The 21,329-nt window shown below is 42.9% G+C and carries 12 protein-coding genes and 1 tRNA gene; 2 read left to right on the top strand and 11 right to left on the bottom strand.

Going from position 1 to position 21,329, the window contains the following annotated elements; all coding sequences use genetic code 11:
- Positions 1-39: 39 nt before the first annotated feature.
- From pulA to HXT56_RS01985, 10 genes are all read right to left on the bottom strand, one after another.
- Positions 40-6,180, bottom strand: coding sequence for a type I pullulanase (pulA, locus tag HXT56_RS02030; protein WP_421778310.1), 6,141 nt, complete (start codon positions 6,178-6,180; stop codon positions 40-42).
- A 238-nt stretch (positions 6,181-6,418) separates the two neighbouring features.
- Positions 6,419-7,963: an alpha-amylase gene (locus HXT56_RS02025; protein WP_421778524.1), complete on the bottom strand. Its 1,545-nt coding sequence runs from the start codon at positions 7,961-7,963 to the stop codon at positions 6,419-6,421.
- Between the two features lie 276 nt (positions 7,964-8,239).
- Positions 8,240-8,313, bottom strand: a tRNA-Leu gene (locus tag HXT56_RS02020).
- 237 nt (positions 8,314-8,550) lie between these two features.
- The gene (gene pyk, locus HXT56_RS02015) at positions 8,551-9,990 is read right to left on the bottom strand and encodes a pyruvate kinase (RefSeq protein ID WP_116711604.1); all 1,440 of its coding nucleotides are present in this window, start codon (positions 9,988-9,990) and stop codon (positions 8,551-8,553) included.
- A 189-nt stretch (positions 9,991-10,179) separates the two neighbouring features.
- The gene (gene uvrB, locus HXT56_RS02010; RefSeq protein ID WP_421778308.1) at positions 10,180-12,294 is read right to left on the bottom strand and encodes an excinuclease ABC subunit UvrB; all 2,115 of its coding nucleotides are present in this window, start codon (positions 12,292-12,294) and stop codon (positions 10,180-10,182) included.
- Positions 12,295-12,382: 88 nt separating this feature from the next.
- Positions 12,383-13,042, bottom strand: a complete 660-nt coding sequence (coaE, locus tag HXT56_RS02005) for a dephospho-CoA kinase (protein WP_421778307.1) — start codon at positions 13,040-13,042, stop codon at positions 12,383-12,385.
- 55 nt (positions 13,043-13,097) lie between these two features.
- A complete protein-coding gene (locus tag HXT56_RS02000; RefSeq protein ID WP_421778306.1) occupies positions 13,098-13,622 on the bottom strand; it encodes a GNAT family N-acetyltransferase in 525 nt (174 codons plus the stop codon).
- 284 nt (positions 13,623-13,906) lie between these two features.
- On the bottom strand, positions 13,907-14,236 hold the full coding sequence (locus tag HXT56_RS01995) for a TM2 domain-containing protein (protein ID WP_116711594.1): 330 nt from the start codon (positions 14,234-14,236) through the stop codon (positions 13,907-13,909).
- A gap of 220 nt (positions 14,237-14,456) precedes the next feature.
- Positions 14,457-15,959 carry a 30S ribosomal protein S1 gene (gene rpsA, locus HXT56_RS01990; RefSeq protein WP_421778305.1) on the bottom strand — a complete coding sequence of 501 codons (1,503 nt, stop codon included), beginning with the start codon at positions 15,957-15,959 and terminating at the stop codon, positions 14,457-14,459.
- A 144-nt stretch (positions 15,960-16,103) separates the two neighbouring features.
- Positions 16,104-16,988, bottom strand: coding sequence for a bifunctional methylenetetrahydrofolate dehydrogenase/methenyltetrahydrofolate cyclohydrolase (locus HXT56_RS01985; RefSeq protein WP_250309335.1), 885 nt, complete (start codon positions 16,986-16,988; stop codon positions 16,104-16,106).
- A 133-nt stretch (positions 16,989-17,121) separates the two neighbouring features.
- Between HXT56_RS01985 and HXT56_RS01980 the strand changes: the two genes are divergently transcribed.
- Positions 17,122-18,174: a metal ABC transporter solute-binding protein, Zn/Mn family gene (locus HXT56_RS01980; RefSeq protein WP_116711592.1), complete on the top strand. Its 1,053-nt coding sequence runs from the start codon at positions 17,122-17,124 to the stop codon at positions 18,172-18,174.
- A 150-nt stretch (positions 18,175-18,324) separates the two neighbouring features.
- Here the strand turns inward: HXT56_RS01980 and HXT56_RS01975 are convergent, their stop codons facing one another.
- Positions 18,325-18,921 carry a CarD family transcriptional regulator gene (locus tag HXT56_RS01975; protein WP_205727502.1) on the bottom strand — a complete coding sequence of 199 codons (597 nt, stop codon included), beginning with the start codon at positions 18,919-18,921 and terminating at the stop codon, positions 18,325-18,327.
- Between the two features lie 134 nt (positions 18,922-19,055).
- Between HXT56_RS01975 and glgB the strand changes: the two genes are divergently transcribed.
- Positions 19,056-21,329 (top strand): 1,4-alpha-glucan branching protein GlgB, encoded by a 2,274-nt coding sequence (gene glgB / locus HXT56_RS01970; protein ID WP_421778304.1) that lies wholly within the window; start codon positions 19,056-19,058, stop codon positions 21,327-21,329.

The following is a 21,329-nucleotide window of genomic DNA, read 5'->3' as shown; positions in this document are numbered from 1 at the left end:
AACATAAAACGTAAGCCTTCAAAAGCATTGCTTTGAATTTTAATAATTGCGAGACAGATGCTTAGAACGCCTTACTTTAATCGAGAAAGCACCTGCAACAGACAACAATATTGCAATAATAAATGCAATTTGCGCTACGCTACTGCCCGTTGCACTTAATTCATGAGCACGCTGATTAACAGCATTATTTACTACTGTTATTTCAGTCCAAGCTAGTTGCTTACCTTGCTCATCAACCAATACAACTGTGTGTTTCCCGGAGTATCCAGCTGGGAACATTGCATCAAACTGAGGAACACCATTCACCATGCGAACAGTTACATACTTAGAACCATTTGCACTCTTAAGTAAGCGCGGCCTGGAGTAAATGTACGCGTATGCATAAACCACACCATCTTTCTTCAACCGTTCGGTAAAATCACTGTTTACAACATGAATACTCACATTGTTTACCACGCCGGCTGTTGCAACATCATTGCTACCTACAGTAAGAGTACCCTTTAATTCTGGCTTAAGCTGCTTAACTGTTGCAGGAGCTTCAGGAGCCGGAGCAGACGGAGCCGTAGCAGACGGTGCAGATGATGCTGAAGTAGATGGTACTGAAGTGGAAGTCTCAGCCTTCTGAGTATGATTCTCAACCTGGGCAGGCTTCTCAGTGTTTTCAGCGTTTGCATCTTTTCCAGCGTTCGTGGAATTGTTAGACTTTCCAACATTTTCATGCGTTTCAGCACTCTCAGATTTGCCAGTCTTTCCATTGTTTTCGGATTTAGCAGTATCTTCAGAATTAACATGCTCTTGAGTCTTATTAGCAGGAGCGGACTCAGGCTTGTTTTTAACTGAAGGCTGCGTATTTCCTTGCTTTGGATTCTCCGACTTAGTACTACCTTGCTGAGGATTATGAGTTTCTACAGAAGGTTGCTGTGGACCATGTTGAGAGCCAGAACCGGAATCACCAGGCGTTGAGTCAGAACCAGGCTGAGGAACTGGCTGCGGTCCAGGTGCAGGAGCTGGAGTCACGGGTCCAGGTGCAGGAGCTGGCTGCGGTGTTGGCGGAACCACTGGACCAGGCTTAGGGGCCGGAGCTGGCGGATTCGGAGTAGGATGCGGCTGTGGTTGAGGCGTTGGCACCGGAGACGGAGCAGGCGGCTGAGGTGTCGGCGTCACAGGACCAGGAGCTGGCTGTGGCTGAGGACCAGGTTCCGGCTCTGGCTTAGGCTTTGGATTCACAGGACCATTAACTAGTTCACTTACGTCAGCAGGATGCAATTTATATTCAGCGACCTTTTCAAGATCAATAGAATTCTCATCCTTATTCTTTTCAGCATCCTTCACAAGCACTGCAGTAGAAAGAGCAACAACCTTGTAATTTCCATTATCATCTACCGATACTTCAGGCCAATTTGACTCATCATTGCCGTTAGCCTTTCCATCGGCAATGCGCACGCGATACTTTCCTTTGCCAATATTTACGTCAGTAGCATTGTCATTAGCATTGAAAATAAACACATACGTTTTATTATTGCTGTCAACGCTAAACGCATTAATTCCATCACTGCTCTTAATCCAATGCATATTCTTGTTAACTTCAGAATATGTAGAATCGCGTAAAGCTGGAATCTCGTTTCTTAACTTTATCAATGCCTTGAAGTACTCAACAGCATCGGAATTCTTATTAACCAAATCCCACTTAACGGAATTGTCGCCATCGCCAGCATTGTAACTATTGGCATTACTATTCTTGCTTCGTAAGAACTCTTGACCAAGCTCAAAGAATGGCATGCCATGAGCAAACATTACAAGCGAATTAGCAAGCTTTACTCGCTTTTTAAGATTCTCAGCTGATTCACCAGGCAAAGATTTCTTCAACTTATCGTAAAGATTAAGATTGTCGTGAGCTTCAACATATTGCACAGTCTGACCAGCATTAGCGTATTGCCTACCAGTGCAGCTTGCGTTTCCAGGCTGGCAACCGTAAAGATTTTGCATTACCAGATTGTCGCTACCTCTGTTTCCAGACACAAATCCAGCAACACCATCATCTCCATGGCCTTTTACAGCGTCACGGAATGAATCGTTAAAGAATGCAACGCCATTATTATCTGCAAGCTTATACGCATTAGGCTGAATAGTGCGGTTTGCATAAGGCAATTGGCTCATATCCCAGCCTTCGCCAAGAATAATAGAGCTTGAATCAATTTTATGAACAGCTTCACGCACTTCCTTCATGGTTTCGAGGTCAATCAATCCCATCAAATCAAATCGGAAGCCGTCAATACCGTACTCTTTAGCCCAATACTTTACAGAGTCAACAATATACTTTCGCATCATTTTGCGCTCTGAAGCAGTATCGTTTCCGCAACCAGATCTATTAGATAAGCTGCCGTCATCGTTGTAACGGAAGTAGTATCCTGGCACAGTTTGACCAAAAGCGTTCTTTTGCGCGTTATAAACGTGGTTATAAACCACATCCATAATCACGCGCAATCCAGCATCATGCAAACCTTTAACCATTTGCTTTAGCTCAGTAATACGCTTAGCAGGATTTGCTGAATTAGACGCATAGGAGCCTTCTGGAACGTTGTAATTGATTGGATCGTAGCCCCAGTTTTGGTGAGGATTATTTTTGTCGTTAGTAGCAACATAACTCAAATCTCCTGCTTCGTTCACAGAACCAAAATCATACATTGGCATGATTTGCACATGAGTGATGCCAAGGGACTTCAAATAATCCAAACCAGTTGGCTTGTTCCCATTCTTAGTGTCAGGTTCAATTACACCAAGATATTTGCCGCGCTTTGCAACATCCACGCCAGAACTTTCATGAATCGAGAAATCGCGAATATTCATTTCTGCAATAGTCGCATCAGTTGGTCGCTTACCAAACGATGCCATGCGAGATACAGGTGTTGCCATACTGCCACCGAATACAACAGATCTCATTCCGTTTCTCACAGCAGCCTTTGCATAAGGGTCTGGAGAATTATTAACAGCACCATCTGCAAAATGAACCTTATACGTGTAAGCAGTTCCAGCTTTTGCATCACCTGTAGTAATACTCCACACACTATTATTGCTTTCAAGCTTCATATCTTGTGCTTTAGCTTCTGCAGAATTTTCATCAGTGCCAGAATAAGTTACCAACTCCACTTTCGTAGCAGTTGGTGCCCAAAGCTTGAAAGTCGTAGAACCATCTTTTACAACAGCACCCAAGTCATCGCCCGCGTAAGCATACTTTTGATCGAACTCATCAGTGCGAACAATCTTAGATCCTTTAACAGTTGAAACAGACACTGTTTTAGGCATTCCACCAACACCCTTAATGTTGATTTCATACATTTTCTTAAGATCTAATTCGTTCTTTGCAGTGATTACAATCTTATTATCTACAACAGCAACTTGCGAGATTTCTACTGCCTTATGTTGATCTTTCTTTGAATCTGTAACATCAGTTACAGTAACATTTTCCTTCTTTACTTCCGAAGGGTCACCGCTCACATTTACAGTAAATTCATTCAAAGACGTAATATCAGCATTAATAGCATTAGACTTCGTGTTGATTACATTTGGACTTAAGTAAACTCTACTATCACCCTGCATAAGCCAGATTTCAGCATTGCCAACTTGACCATCTTGACTTAAAGTGATTGCCTTTGCAGGAATTGCGCGATCGCCTTCACCAGGATCTTTAGCAACCCAATCCTTACCTTGCATGGAATAGCGCACAATAAACTTTGGATCTTTTACGCCATTACTATCCGTAAACGTATATTCTGCAATCTTTCCGAAATCATCATGAGCCGTAAAATCTTGCTTTACGCCTTCTTTCTTACCATACCAAGTCCAGAGATTCCAACCAGCGTAATCCTTGTTTGTTCTGCGGTAATGAACAGTAACGTTTAACGTTTTAATGTTGTTAAGCTTGTTAGCAACTTCAGCTGGAGGCTCAGCAAAAGTATTCGAATCTCCTCCGTAAACCCAAGCTTCTCCAACACCATCTTCTATTTGCGAGATATAACGATTTCCGCCGTCTTTCTGCCAATTTGAGTTATTAGGCCCTGGATCAGTAGTAATAATAAATCCGACTTTTCCGCTCTCGTAAGTGCCATCAGCCTCAACTGTATAAGTCTTACCAAAAGCATCTTGACCATTAAACGCATGCCAAGCAGGTTTTATCTCTTTACCATCTGCATCTTTAAGACCCCACATATAGACGCCCATATTGCGATTGTCATTAGATTGTTGCTTATAGTGAATAACAATCTTTGTCTTTAATGCAGAAGGTTTTGAAGATTCTGCTTTGCAAGGAAGATCTGAGACATTACTAGATCCACTAAGATTTTCGTTGACTACATAATTCTTTGCATTAGCAGGAATAGTGAAATTGCCATCATCCCAGCCATTTACGTGATACCAATCTCTGCTACCATCGCTCTTTGCAATGCCATTATTAAATACAGCTTTAAATTCACCACGATTAGTAATAGTCTTTGCAAACCAATCGCCACAAACTTTGCGCATTGGCAATCCAGGAGCTACAGTCCAATTATTACCACTTATTTGATAATGAATATTTACTGAACTTGGATTACCTGCTTTACCGTTAGCATTGAAGTAAACAGTTGTTGACTGGTCTTTAACATCGTCAACATTGTATTTTGGATCAGATTTATCACGTGCTGGACCAGTTTTACTGGCGGCATCGGCTTTAGCACCAACATGCAAAGCAATTGCAGAATAAGGAGCAATAGTCGCAGCAACTTTACCACCTGTAACTTTAACAGTCTTAGAACAGTTTCCAGCCTCATACACATTGCAATACTCGCCGTCAAGCAAATCAGTCTTATACAAAACTCTCTTTGCATTTGGCGTATTGTTGATTGCTAAGAAGCCCTTCTTCTCGCGGCTAAATGCAATGTTATTGTTGTCACTCTCCTGCCAATTGGTGACTTTCGCACCATTTACAGCATTAAAGAAGCCGACCATTCCGCGAATCGAAGTCCAACGCTGAGTGCACTGCCAGCCAGTTGTTGGAGAACAATCTACATCTGGAACAGACGTATCGGTCGCATTAGGCGCACCATCGTCTTTATTCTTTGCATCAAACCTATACCCCGAGTAAATATTTGGATTTCCATACGGATAGGCAAGCATAAACGCATTTGCAAGCTCGTAGCGAGGACCATCCTTATAAGTAAGAGTGCGCACATAATTTTCGCGAGGAGTATCCCAATTAGTTACAAAAATCGAAGCTTTATCACTTGGAACAAGATCATTAGTAATATTCTTTAGATTCGAAATTGATCCATAAAAATCGTTCTTTAAACGGTACGAATATTGGAATTCGTTGACTTCACCTTCCTTTAAATGCTTATCTGGCTGTATTTCTTTAGCTTCAGAAGGATCACCAATCGTCTCCTGCATCCACCAAATGTCATCTGCATTTTTACCAGATTGTCTTGCAGCCTCAGCTTTAATTGCAGCCATATCTGTTGGAGAAATATGCTTTACTGCATCTATACGGAAGCCAGCAACACCCATCTTCAGTAGCTTAGCGAAATATCCGCCTAGTACTTGCTGAACATGCGGCTTAGAAGTATCCAAATCAAGCAAGCCAACAAGCCTGTGAGTCCAAACTTCTTCAGCATTCTTGTAATTTTTAATATTTTCAGCACTCTGATGGAAATCATCCTTAGTATATCCAGCTGTTTTGAAAGTCTGCGCAGCCGCATCGTATTCACTTCCACCAACGCCAACAGTATCCTTATTACCGGCACCAGTCATGTGATTAATCACGGCATCAGCAATGATTCCCACGCCCTTAGCTTTGCAAGTATCAATCATATCTTTAAACTCAGCTTTAGTGCCAAGTTTAGAATTTAATTTATAGCTCACAGGCTGGTAAGAAGTCCACCACTGAGTACCTTTTACATGCTCATTCGGAGGAGACACCTGCACATACTTCACATCCTCAGGACCATAAGTTTGCTCACATTCCTTAGCAATACTCTTCCAATTCTGCTGGAATGCAGTAACAATAACACCCTTACGGTTAAGAGTTAGATTTTCATTGCTTTCGCTAGCAGCGTTTGCACTACCCGTAACAGCAAAACCAGTTACAAGCATTGCAACAGACGCAGCAACAGCAACCATCTTCGATGCAAAGTGTCGACGATGACTCATCAGTTTCCTTTCCTCCATTGGTATCAGCGCGTTTCTTCTTTGGACGCACTAATAGCTTAAATACGCAAACGATGGCTAGTACAACTATGTTGCTAGCCATCGCATAAATGCGCAATATAAGCGGAGGTAATTATATCACCGACATATTGACAATATTGCAAAAAGTAACTAAAAATTGTAATAATGTTAGTACGATTCTGATTGAAGCATACTCTTCAATTAAAACTTAACACTATTCTCAATTGTTAGTACTTTTATTTTTGAAATCGTCTTTTCCTTTCTTAAAACGCAAAGCCAAGGTAACAACCAAAGCTATAAAAATAGCAGCAAATATTAGCAATATTTTATTAACAACCCCACTGTTACCAAAATGCTTCACAGCCTTAATATGCAAAGCCACTGCAGAATGCGCAGGAATCGTAGTTTCAACTTTCCCACCGCTAATGGTTACGGTTTTATCGCAAGTCTTTGACGCATAAACATTGCAATACTCACCGTCTGACAAGTCAGTATCATACTTAACATCATTTTGCTTATCGCCATTATTAATAGCGAAGAAACCCTTATTTCCGCGGCTAAAAGCAATATTATTACTTTCGTCATCCTGCCACTTAGTTACTTTCGTATCTTTCACAGCGTTATAGAAACCAATCATGCCACGAATAGAAGTCCAGCGCTGAGTGCACTGCCACTTTGAATCCTTGCCACAGCTTGCATCAGGAACAGACGTTTCAGTTGCGCCAGGAGCACCTTCGTCACGCTCACTAAACTTGTATCCAGAATAAACATTTGGCGTACCATACGGGTAAGCAAGCATAAAAGCGTTTGCAAGCTCATACAACTTGCCATCTTTGTAAGTAAGAACGCTTGTGGCATTATCTCGCTCAGTATCCCAATTGGTAACAAAAATAGCAGCACTCTTATTAGGAATAAGACCATCTGTAATATGCTTCAAATTGTCAATCGATCCAGAGAAATAATTGCGCAAACGGTACGAATACTCAAACTCATCTACTTCACCAGTTCCAACATATTTATCTGGCTGATTTTCTTTCGCACCATTGCTGTCCCCAATCGTTTCCTGCATCCACCAAATGTTTTCAGGCTTAATCCCGCTCGCCTCGGATGCAGCCTTCTTAATAGCTTTCATCTCGTTTGGCGCAATATGCTTTACAGCGTCCACGCGGAAGCCAGCAACTCCCATTTTTAGCAATTTCGCAAAATAGTTACCAAGAATTTGCTGCACATGCGGCTTAGACGTATCCAAATCAAGCAAACCAACTAAACGATAATTCCAAACTACTTGAGCATCCCTATACGTGTAAATATCTTTATCTATTTGATGAAAATCATCTTTTGTGTAACCAGCGTCTGGATAGCTCTGGTTAGCAGCATCATATTTGCTTCCACCAACGCCCACAGTATCCTTATTACCAGCACCAGTTGTGTGATTAATTACAGCATCTACAATAATTCCAACCTTTGCCGCTTTACATGTAGTAATCATATTCTTAAACTCAGCTTCAGTGCCAAGTTTAGAATTTAGATTGTAGCTCACAGGCTGGTAAGAAGTCCACCAAGCCTTACCTTTAATATGATCTTCCGGAGGCGACACCTGAACGTACTTAACGCCTTCAGGACCGTACGTTTCTTTGCACTCCTTGGCAATACTCCTCCAGTTCTGTTGAAAAGCCGTAACAATAACGCCTTTTGGCGGAAGACCGTTTGTTGATTTAGTTGAAGCAAATGCTGGAGAGGCAGGAACAATAGTGAAAACGCACATTAACACTGTTGCTACAGCAGCAATTGCAGCACATGACACAAGCATTAAATTACGCCTGTAATTATTAATTAATTTGCAAGCATAATTACTTTTTTTACGCTCACTTATTTGCAATTGTGCACTGTGGATCATCTTCGTTCCTTTCACATTACGTACAGCACATTCATTGTTTCATTGTGCGAAAATGCTTTTATTATTATACGCTTTATCATTTATGTCTGAATATTAAAACGAAATAAAAAACGTCACTCAGCAAGCTAAGTGACGTTGTGCACGTGCCCCCGGTGAGACTCGAACTCACACTGCACAGATTTTGAGGCTGTTTCCTCTACCAATTGGGATACAGGGGCATTTTTAATTTTCCGCGTTTTTGCGCGACTTGTTGACTATAGCACACTTTTAGCCGTATGCAAATACCTCACACATTTTGGCGTGTCGCAAATAGAGCGACAAACAGGTATTCACTAATAGTAATGCGCGCAAACTGCAAAACAGAAAGCGCGCATTATACAAACTAAATATTCCTACGTATATGCTTACAAATAATCAAATTAGATTAATTGCACATATACGAAACTTAGTTAAGATTAGTCGCAAGCACCAACGGTGTGTACGTAGATGGAATCCGTACGGCCAGCCTGACGTTCACCCTGAGCAGTGCTCAAGATAACAATCTGATCACCGTCGGAAACCTTACCAGCCTCACGAAGAACCTTGTCGGTGAAGATCATCAAATCGTGACGATTCATGTCATGGTAATCTTCATCAATCAAGAAGCCTTCAGTACCCCAGCTCAAAGCCAACCAACGATAGGTGTGCTCATTGTTGGTCAAGCCGTAAATTGGAGCGGTTGGACGTTCGCGAGAAATGCGATGAACCGTACGACCAGTCTGAGTGTAGGCAACAATAGCCTTAGCGTTAAGCTTGTCAGCCAAATCAACGGCAGCAGAAGACACAGCGCCGGTGCTAGACATGTCAAGCTCAACAGCAGGAATACGATCGTAGCCGTGCTCAGTAGCATACTGAGAAATGCGAGACATGGTTTGAACAGTTACTGCAGGATACTTACCAACAGCAGTTTCGTTAGAAGTCATGGTTGCGTCAGCACCGTCGAGAACAGCGTTAGCGCAGTCAGAGGCTTCTGCACGGGTTGGAACTGGAGAGTTGACCATGGTGCCAAGAACTTCAGTAGCAACGATAACTGGCTTTGCGTAGCGACGAGAAAGCTCGATGCAACGCTTGGTAACCAGTGGAACCTCTTCAAGAGGCATTTCCACTGCCATGTCACCACGAGCAACCATAATGCCATCGAAGGTCTTAACAATCTCTTCCAAGTTTTCAACAGCCTGTGGCTTCTCAATCTTGGCAACGATCGGAATACGACGACCTTCTTCGTCCATGATTTCGTGAGCGCGATCAATATCGGTAGCGAAACGCACGAAGGACATAGCGATAATATCAGCGCCAGTGCGAATAGCCCAACGAAGATCAGCCTCATCCTTTTCAGTCAAAGCTGGGAGCGAAACTGCAACACCTGGGAGGTTAATGCCCTTGTGGCTGGAAACTGGGCCAGCAACAATAACCTTGGTGTGAACGTCGTTGCCTTCAACCTTGGTTACTTCAAGGCGAACCTTACCATCATCGATAAGGATTGGATCGCCTGCGTGGCAATCACCTGGCAAACCCTTGAAAGTGGTAGAAGTGCGGTGTTCATCGCCTTCAACATCATCGGTAGTGATGATGAACTCCTGGCCTTCTTCCAAATAAACCTTATCTTCACCATCAGCGTTCTTCTTGAACCAACCGCAGCGAATCTTTGGACCCTGCAAATCAACAAGAGCAGCAACATTGCGGCCGGTGGACTTGGAAGCTGCGCGAACGTTGTTGTACACACGCAAATGATCTTCAGGAGTGCCGTGAGAACGGTTCAAACGAGCAACATCCATACCAGCTTCAACAAGCTTGGTAATACCTTCCAACGATTCGGTAGCTGGACCAATAGTATCAACGATTTTGGCTTTACGCATAATGCCTACCTATTTTCTATTTCTGTTTATTTTTCATGAGCGCTTTAACGATACAACCGCAAAACACCCAATTCCGCTTTCTAGTGTATCAACGTATTGTGACCGCTTACCACATTTATTCGGCGTTTTGTGAACGTTCACAGAAAATCACATAAAATACTCGACCAATACTTAAATAATAGCTATTTGTTAACTTTGAGCTTCGCTTATTTGACGCAACTCTTTCTTTAGATCGCGTATTTCGTCGCGTAGACGAGCAGCCAACTCAAACTGCAGTTGCTCAGCAGCAACATGCATTTGATCGCTCAAATTTTTAATCAGCGACATAATCTCATCCTGCGGCAATTCAGAAATATTAGCCATACGCTTTTCTTTACTTTGCAGCCCAAGATTCGGCTCTTTTGGCACACCATAATGCGAGTTACCAGCCTTATTAGCATTCCTGTAACCGCCCGCTAGCAAAGTTTGCGTATCAACATCCTCTTTAGCAAGCATGTCGTTCACATCACTAATCTTCTTTCGCAAAGGCTTAGGATCAATTCCATGCGCTTTGTTATACGCTATTTGCTTTTCGCGTCGACGCTCTGTCTCACTAATCGCCTTACTCATAGCATCCGTAACAGTATCCGCATACATAAGCACAGTTCCAGAAACGTTACGAGCAGCGCGACCAATCGTTTGAATAAGCGAACGGTAAGATCTTAAGAAGCCTTCTTTATCTGCATCCAAAATCGCAACAAGCGAAACCTCCGGCAAATCCAAACCCTCACGAAGCAAATTAATACCAACAATCACATCAATTTTGCCTTCGCGAAGCTCGCGCAAAAGCTCCACTCTGCGCAAAGTATCAACATCCGAATGCAAGTACTCAACTTTAATACCAAGCTCAAGGAAGTAATCAGTTAAGTCTTCCGCCATTTTCTTGGTAAGCGTAGTAACAAGCACACGCTCATCTTTTGCCACTCGCGCCTTGATCTCCGCAAGCAAATCGTCAACCTGGCCTTCCACAGGGCGAACCTCAATCTTAGGGTCAAGCAAACCAGTAGGCCTAATAATCTGCTCAACTACGCCATCCGAAAGTCCAAGCTCGTAATCTCCAGGCGTTGCAGAAAGATACACGGTTTGACCAACGCGCTCCAAAAATTCTTTCCACTTTAGCGGACGATTATCCATTGCAGAAGGAAGCCTAAAACCATGCTCTACAAGCGTTCTTTTGCGAGAAGCGTCACCTTCATACATGGCTCCGATTTGCGGCACAGTTACGTGCGACTCGTCCAAAACTAGCAAAAAGTCGTCTGGGAAAAAGTCAAGCAAAGTATGCGGAGGCGTGCCTGCATCGCGGCCGTCAAAATGCCTCGAATAATTCTCCACTCCTGGGCACACTCCAACCTGACGCAACATTTCCAAATCGTACGTAGTTCGCATCTCCAAACGCTGAGCTTCCAGCAATTTATTCTGCTTTTTAAGCTGCGCTACCCTATCGTCACGCTCTTTCTCAATCGCCTCTAACGCACGCTCCATGCGCTCCGGCCCTGCAATATAATGCGACGCTGGGAAAATATGGACACTACTCTCCTTGCGAATTACTTCTCCTGTAAGCGGATGCAGCATGGTAATTCTGTCGATTTCGTCACCGAAGAACTCAATTCTCACAGCTAATTCCTCATACACTGGAATAATCTCAACTGTGTCACCGCGCACTCTAAAAGTTCCACGCGTAAAAGCAATGTCATTGCGCTTGTATTGCATGCTCACAAATTGACGCAATAAATCGTCCCGCTCAAGCTGCTCACCAACGCTTAACATAAGCATTCGCTCGGCATACTCCTCCGGAGTACCAAGTCCATAAATACAAGAAACTGTAGCAACAACAACGCAATCCCGTCGCGTAAGCAAATTCGCTGTAGCAGCATGACGAAGACGCTCAACATCATCGTTAATATTCGAGTCTTTTTCAATATACGTGTCTGTTTGCGGAATATACGCTTCCGGCTGATAGTAATCGTAGTAAGACACAAAATAGCTCACAGCATTATCTGGCATCAGCTCACGGAACTCCGCACAAAGCTGAGCTGCCAAAGTTTTATTCGGTTCAATAATAAGCGTCGGCCGTTGCAAACGCTCAATAAGCCAAGCTGTTGTAGCAGTTTTACCAGTTCCCGTAGCACCCATTAAAACAACATCGTTTTCGCCGTTTTCAATGCGATTTGCCAGCTCGTCGATTGCTTGCGGCTGGTCTCCAGAAGGCTTGTATGGCGCTTTTACTACAAAAGGCTTGTTTGTGCGCTGAATTTTATTCGACATTATTTTTCTCCAAGAGCATTAAGAGCATTTTATTTATTTTATTAAAGCCTAACAATCGCGCGGTTGCTTGCGACTTATCCATGGGTCTCTAATGCTCCTTACTCATCCACATTTTAATTTTTGAATCAACGCTTTTAAGCATAACTTCCATAGGCTTTGTGGAATCAACTACAAAATCCGCGATTTTTTTGCGCTCAATCTCTTCAACTTGATTATTTATGCGCTGCTGCGCCTGATTCTGGCTCATTTTGCGCTCGCTTATCATTCGCGCAATGCGAACATCTTTAGGCGCTTCAACTGTAATAATATGGTCAAAACTAAATGGAATGCTGCCTATTACTTGTGCAAGCAGCGGAATATCGTGCACAATAACTGAACTCATGCTACCTAATATATTGCAATTTTCTTCAGAAATTTTATTAACATATTCACTTTCTAAAGTCTTCGCTAAATCATAAATAGCAGGATGAATTATAGACTCAATCTTACTTAACGCTTGCTTATGCACATCGTCATCGCCAAAAATATGCTCTGCAATAAACGCACGATTTAATGAACCATCATTCTTAACGGCACTTTCCCCAAAAATGTCTACTATTTGCTGCAATACTGCGCTTCCTGGTTCCACTACTTTACGCGCTAAAACATCGTAATCTATAATAAACGCACCTAGATTTCGCAAATGGTTCACTACAGTAGATTTCCCAGCTGCAATTCCGCCCGTTACAGCAATCCGCATCATTGTCATATTTTGATTATAAACGATACATTTCTCACAATAGTGTAAATTTTCATTGACCCTACTAAAACTTCTTATATAGTACGCAGTAAATAGGCCCGTAATAGGATTTCCAATTATCGGTTAATAAACTGTATCCAAGCTTGTTATAAAAATCTAAAGCAACAGCATTGTTATCTTTTTTTGTAGATAAAATTATTGTTTTATATAATTCAAGATTTTCGACTTTCTTCATAAGCGCACTGCCCACACCTAAATGCTGAAATTCGGTGTCTACAAACAACTCATTTAGCTCTAAGCTTTGGTTGAACCAATCATAATTTTCTGATAAAAATGGCTTAATTTGATTCGCATACCAATTATCTTGTAATAATTCTATGCCATATAAAACACCGATAATACGATTATTCATCGCAGCAACAAGTAAAAGCGCACTATTGTTATATTTCAAACTATCTAATATGCGTTCACGAACATTATCTATACGATCTAGTTCTTTAGGGAATGCTTTTAGATATAAATCTAAAATTATATTCATATTATCTTTGGCTTCTAAATAATCTAATTTTTTAATTTCAATATTCTTCATAAAAACCCTTTATACAAGCTACTATCCGTATCACAACACAACATATTTAATCGACATATGCATATTTGATTTTACATAACCATCGTTATATAAGTACTAATTATCTCTGCAGCATTAATGAAATTAAAAAATATGCAATATTAAAGAATAAGTGCATTTGCTATATTATTCATTTCTTCTAATGTTTTAGGCATAAAAATAAAAGATGCGTTTTGGAAATTGAATTCTAAAACGCATCTTTTATTTGTAAAATTACTTATAAATCTTAATACTAAATATTTGTTTTAGTCTTTTAACTCAGCACCATCAGCATCCTTATGCCACTTAGTTCCAGGCTTTGAGCAAAGAATCAAAATGCCTTCAACACATGACCATATAATCGAAATACCTGCAAGCAAACCAATAGAAAGAACAGAAATCAACAATTGGGCAATAGCCTTGCCTTTAAAACCAAGGTAAAAATTGTGGATACCTAAAGATCCTAAGAAAATTGCTAGCAAACCTGCAACAATTTTATTGCGCGAACTTACTAAAGTTGCTTTAATGTTCTCCGAACTATTCCCATCATATGAAGGGAACTGAGCATTTTTCTGATTGTTGTCAAACGTGCTCATAATCTTCACCAATCCTTTTAATAATTATGATTAATGTTTAAAAGCATCATATAATCATGATTCTTAAAAGAAAATTAATTGTACCTATATTTAATTACAAAACTTGAGTCACAAAAATACTCGTAAAACATACTCAAAATAGTAGTCAAACATAAACAAAATTGCCCCGATAATCACTCATCAGGGCAATTGTTAATAAGGTTCTAGTAGAAAGTAGAAACTACTTCTTTTCGCTCAAAAGCTGTTCGCGCAAAGCTGCAAGCTGATCGGAATCAGCTAAAGCACCTTCGTTAGATGCTTCAGAAGAATAGTTGGAAGCAACTTCTTCCTTCTTTTCTTCCTTAGCTGACTTCTTTTCGGCTTCTTCGCTCTGGCCATCAGCAGCAGCAGATTCAGCTGCAGCTGCAAGTTCCTTAGCAGCGAATGCCTTGTGCTCTTCCCAAAGCTCGTGAGCTGCAGCATACTGAGCTTCCCACTCTTCGCGCTGCTGCTCGTAGCCAGCCATCCACTCATTAGTGTTTGGATCGAAGCCTTCTGGGTACTTGTAGTTGCCTTCAGCATCATATTCAGCTGGCATGCCGTAGAGAGCTGGATCGAAATCTTCAGAATTTGGATCAACAGCTTCAGTAGCTTGCTTCAAGGAGAGGGAAATGCGACGACGATCGAGATCTACGTCGATAACCTTCACGAATACTTCTTCGTTAGCCTTAACAACAGTTTCTGGATTCTCTACGTGACGGTTTGCAAGCTCAGAAATGTGAACCAAGCCCTCAATGCCGTCTTCAACGGAGATGAACACACCGAACTGAACGATCTTGGTGACCTTGCCCTTAACAACCTGTCCAGGAACATGGGTGCGAGCGAAGCGCTGCCATGGATCTTCCTGAGTTGCCTTAAGGGAAAGGGAAATACGTTCGCGATCGAGATCAACGTCGAGAACTTCAACGGTAACCTTATCGCCAACCTTAACAACCTCAGATGGGTGATCGATGTGCTTCCAAGAAAGCTCAGACACGTGAATGAGACCGTCAACACCGCCGAGATCAACAAATGCGCCGAAGTTCACGATAGAAGACACAACGCCTTCACGAATCTGACCCTTCTTAAGCTGCGAAAGGAAGGTCTCACGAACTTCAGACTGGGTTTCCTCAAGGAACTGACGACGAGAAAGCACAACATTGTTGCGGTTCTTATCGAGCTCGAGAATCTTAGCCTTAATCTTCTGGCCGATGTATGGAGAGAGATCACGAACGCGACGCATCTCAACCAAGGAAGCTGGGAGGAAGCCACGAAGACCGATGTCAACAATCAAGCCACCCTTAACAGCCTCAATAACGGTACCTTCAACAATACCGTCAGCATCCTTAATCTTCTCGATATCGCCCCAAGCACGCTCATACTGTGCACGCTTCTTGGAGAGAATAAGACGTCCTTCCTTGTCTTCCTTAGTGACAACAAGGGCTTCGATGGTGTCGCCAACTTCGACAACGTCATCTGGATCAACGTCTTTCTTGATGGAAAGTTCACGGGAAGGAATTACACCTTCAGTCTTGTAGCCGATGTCCAACAATACTTCGTCGTGATCAATCTTTACGACGGTACCTTCAACTAAATCACCATCATCAAAATTCTTGATGGTTGAATCGACTGCCTTGATGAAGTCTTCTTCGGTGCCAATATCATTAATCGCAACCTTGGCGACTTCGTTATTATTCTCTGCCATTATTTATTAGTGGTTTCTTCTTGGGGTGGATATTACTCGATATTAAATTATGCGTTTATTCTTGCGCATGCACTATACACGCGCTCTGTCAATGTTATATACAGGCATAGCCAAAATTACCGTTTTACTTCGGGCGTGTCGCACTCATTGCTTATCAAGTGCTCTCTCAGCCATATCAACAACATTCGCCAGAAGCATCGCGCGAGTCATAGGTCCTACCCCGCCCGGGTTTGGAGAATACGCCCCAGCAATTTCACGACAAGCCGGATCAACATCGCCCTTTACGCGATACCTGCCAGCTTCCTCATCAAAAACTCGAGATACGCCAACGTCGACAAGCACTGCACCAGGCTTGACATCCTCTGGCTTTACAAAACCAGCGCAACCCATTGCTGCAATAATAACGTCAGAACGACGCATAATCTCTTGCACATTGTGCGTACGAGTATGACACAACGTGACAGTAGCATCCACTCCTCTTCGCGTAAGAAGAAGACCAATAGTTCTTCCAACTGTTATGCCACGACCTAAAACACAAACTTCTTTCCCAGAAAGATCAATATTATATTCGTCAAGCAAAGCTAAGATTCCTCTAGGTGTGCAAGGCAATGGAGTTGTAATATCCCCAGAAACATGCGTCACCAACTCACCCAAGTTATACGGGTGCATGCCATCGCAATCCTTCAACGGATCGATAGCAGCAATCACTTTTTGAAAATTCACATTTTTAGGTAAAGGCAACTGAACAATAAAACCCGTGCACGAAGGATCGTTATTGAGCTTGTCTATAGCCTGCAAAATATCCGCTTCACTAGCGGTATCTGGCAACTCACAACGAATAGATCGAATCCCAACTTCCTCACAATCCTTGTGTTTTCCGGCAACATACTTTACCGAACCTGGATCTTCACCAACCAATAATGTACCTAATCCCGGTTCCATGCCACGTTCGCGTAATTCTGCTACACGCTTAGCCAAATCTTTTTTAATCTTACTAGCCAATGTACTGCCATCGAGCACTACAGTCATGAATCGTTCCTCCCAACTCGCACAATTCGTAAGGATAGGCTATCGTGAAGTATGGAAGTATGTGATCAGTAGGAGTCGAGCTGTACTGTATGCGAGCGCCGACACATCGTTTAACACGGGAGGAATCACAGCGATGCGTACCATCATTCATGCCATGAAAAAAATCAGCAAAACTGCTTCAGTATGCTTCATGGCGGCTGCAATAGTATTAGGTTTTGCCGCTTGCGGTCAACCAGAATCAAAACCTCAAGTAAAAACTCCATCGGCAGCTCCACATATTACTGTTATCTCCACAGTTGACACATGGGGCAGCTTAGCTCGAGAAATCGGCGGCAACGATATTAAAGTCACTTCCCTTATGACAGGAGCCACTGCAGATACCTCCTCTTTCAAACCTCGCTCTCGAGACTTACAAAAAATACAAAACGCGCAAGTTATGGTTACCAACGGAGCTGGCTACGATGATTGGGCTAATAAAATTCGCCCTAAGAAAGCTGAAGTTATCAGTGCTGCCGCAACGGTAGGCGCATTAAACGGAGATAATCCATATCTTTGGTTTTCCCATGACGCAAGAGAAGCTATGGCTTCTTCTATGGCCGATACTTTTTCGAGGATTCAGCCTTCTAAAAAGCGCGCTTTTGCACAACGTTTAGCGAATTGGCAAAAGAACGAAAAGAAACTTACTACTTTCCTGCAAAACTTTGCGAAAGAAAATGGCAATGTAAAGTATGCTGAAACTTCACCTATTCTTTTCTGGCTTATGTCGGATTTGAATTTAAAAAGCAGCACTCCTAAAGAATATGCAGAAGCAGTAAGTAATAATACTGACCCGCAGCGTTCAAGTATCGAAGCATTCCAAAAACTTATTGAAGAACGTGGAATTGACATACTTATTGGCAATAGTCAGCAAGGAAACGATACGCTTAATTTCCTCAACGGTATAGCGGGAAGAAGCTACACTGCCACAGTACGCGTCAGCGAATTAATGCCAAAATACGCGAATACTCTCAATCAGTGGATTATGAAAATTTGCGACGACATTCATAACGCGTTAGAAGAAACCAAAGCAATGCGTAAGAATGAGGACCAAGAAAACACTAAAAAGCCTATTACTGAAAAGCCTCGCGTAGTTGAAAACACGAATCCTAAGGACTCTCATGAAGGTCAACAGGACCCAGGCAAGTAAGCAATAAAGACACCTAGACATGAAAAAATCTCCTGCAGAATATGCAGGAGATTTTTTATACGTACAGTTCACATGTCAAAACTAATTGAACAATTTATGACAACAGCAGTTAGAGCAGTATATGCTGTCACAGTGCATGCTGCTTGCGGACTACTTTTTCTTAGACTTCTTGTTCCGCTCTTCAAGCAAAGCCAAGGTCTGATCGGCAGGTTCTTCAGGAGCAACAGTATGGTGATGCTCGTCACCTGGCTGCGGATCTTTATAGCCAAGATTTACATCGAGAAGACGCTCAGCTTCCTGCTCATCAATCTTTTCAGACAAAGCAATTTCAGAAATTAAAATGCTGCGTGCGCGAGCAAGCATACGCTTTTCGCCGGCAGATAATCCGTGTTCATCCACGTCTCGCTGTGACAAGTCTCGGACAACCTGCGCAATATTATTAACGTCACCCGTAGCAATTTTTTCAACGTTTAACTTATAGCGACGCGACCAGTTCATTTCTTTTTCAATTATTGGTGTGCGCAAAATTTCAAACACTTTCGCAACTTCTTGAGCACCAACAATGTCGCGTACGCCTACTTTTTTGACGTTATCGACCGGCACATTGATTTCCAGACCATCCGACGATAACACTACTAAGCGTAAATACTGACGAGTTACACCCTTTACAGTGCGTTCACTTATTTCTTCAACACGAGCCGCACCGTGACGAGGATAGACGACCATATCGCCGACTTGATATTCCACAGAACCCTCCGTACACACAGAAAAACTCATAACAGTTTCTCATAAGCCTAAGACTTGAAAAAACTTTCATAATTTTTTCACAATAGTGCGAAACACACGCGACTTACGGCAATAAAGCATGTATGATAGGCAACATGAGTACAGTTACTAACATCAATGAAGATGCAGTCGCAGTTCCAGTCCGTCAGGACGTATTAGCTGCGGTGAGCAATGCAGAGTATTACAATCCACACGAGGTTCTCGGTGGTCATCTTGGATTTGGCAAGTTTGCCGATACCGTAACAGTCCGCGTATTGCGTCCTATGGCTAAGAAAGTCGTCATTCTTACTAAGAGTGGCGAATATGAAGCAACGCACGAATATAACGGTATTTTTACCGCTGTTATTCCTGCAGTAAAACACGCTAAGGCTAAGACTTGGTCGGTGCCAAGTTACCGTATTTATACTGTTGAAATTGACGGATCGGAATCGACTGACGACGATCCATACCGTTACTTGCCGCAAGTTGGCGAACTTGACATGTACCTGTTCGGTGAGGGACGTCACGAGCGCCTTTGGGAAGCACTTGGCGCCCACGTTAAGACGATTACCGATTCATGGGGACTTGTTTCACCAGAAACCGGAAAGATGGTGAAGAAAGTAACTGGTACCGCATTTTCTGTGTGGGCACCTAATGCGCGTGCAGTGCGAGTAGTAGGTAACTTCAACTATTGGAATGGCCGTCGTCACGCCATGCGTTCCCTCGGATCTTCCGGAATTTGGGAACTGTTTATTCCAGATGTCACTGCTGGCGAAGTATACAAGTTTGAAATTCTCACGCAGTCCGGCAATTGGATTATGAAAGCTGATCCAATGGAGCGCTCGCACGAAGTGCCACCTAACACTGGATCCATCGTTGTAGATTCTGAATTTAAGTGGCATGACACTTCTTGGATGGAACATAGAGCAAAGACTGACGCTCACAATGGTCCAATAAGTATTTACGAAGTGCAGGCTAACAGCTGGAACCGCGATTTTGGTAACTATCGTGAGCTTGCAGATCATCTTGTTGATTATGTGCAAAGAGAAGGCTTTACTCACGTTGAGTTTATGCCACTTACGCAATATCCATTCTCTGGATCCTGGGGCTACCAAGTTACAGGTTACTATGCTGTAGATTCTCGTCTCGGCTCCCCTGATGATTTCAAGTATTTGGTTGATAAGCTTCATAAAGCTGGCATTGGTGTAATTATGGATTGGGTGCCAGCCCACTTCCCTAAGGATGATTTCGCTTTGGGCCGCTTCGATGGCACAGCTCTGTATGAAGATCCAGATCCAATGCGTGGTGAACATCCAGATTGGGGTACTTACATCTTCAACTTTGGGCGTCATGAAGTGCGCAACTTCTTGGTTGCTAATGCTTGCTTCTGGCTCGACGAATACCATGTCGATGCTCTCCGCGTTGACGCTGTTTCTTCGATGCTGTACTTGGATTACAGCCGCGAGAACGGCCAGTGGAGACCAAATATTTATGGTGGACGCGAGAATCTTGAAGCTATCGACTTCATTAAGGAAGCAAATGCTACAGCGTACAAGAATAATCCTGGCATCATGATGATTGCCGAGGAGTCTACTGCATACCAAGGCGTAACCGCACCAACCGACATGGGCGGCTTAGGCTTCGGTTTGAAGTGGAATATGGGCTGGATGCACGACACTTTGCAGTATCTTAAAGAAGAACCAATTAATCGTCGTTGGCATCACAACGAAATCACATTCTCCATGGTGTACGCTTATTCCGAGCACTATGTACTGCCATTGAGCCACGACGAAGTTGTGTACGGCAAGGGATCCTTGCTCGGCAAGATGCCAGGCGATGAATGGCAACAGTTTGCTGGACTTCGTGCACTGCTCGCCTATCAGTGGTCTCATCCAGGAAAGAACCTTCTGTTCATGGGTGGTGAAATTGGCCAATCGAGCGAATGGAACTTCAATACTTCTCTCAACTGGAACGAGCTTCAGTGGCCATTCCACCAAGGAGTACAGAAGCTTGTTGCGGATCTTAACGCGCTATATAAGAGCTCTCGTGCGTTCTGGAGCCAAGACTTTACTCCAGATGGATTCCAGTGGCTCACCAGCGACGATTCTGATCACAACACCTTAAGCTATGTTCGTATTGGCGATGATGGTGAAGAAATCGTTGTGGTAGTGAACTTCTCCGGCCAAGCTTGGCAGGATTATCAAGTTGCATTGCCAAAGGGTGGTCAATGGGAAGAAATATTGACTACAGACGACGCCAAGTATTGCGGATCTAATATCCACAACGGCACCTTCACAGCAGCTGCTGAAGAATATCATTCCCGCCCGTACTCTGCAAGAATTACCGTTCCAGCATTGGGTGCAGTATTCTTGAAGCCAGTACAACACTGA

Origin of the sequence: Gardnerella nova (assembly GCF_049244055.1) — a bacterium.
Classification (GTDB): Bacteria; Actinomycetota; Actinomycetes; order Actinomycetales; family Bifidobacteriaceae; genus Bifidobacterium; species Bifidobacterium vaginale_H.
The sequence above is the reverse complement of the archived record's forward strand: the minus strand, read 5'-3'. Positions and strand labels throughout refer to the sequence as shown.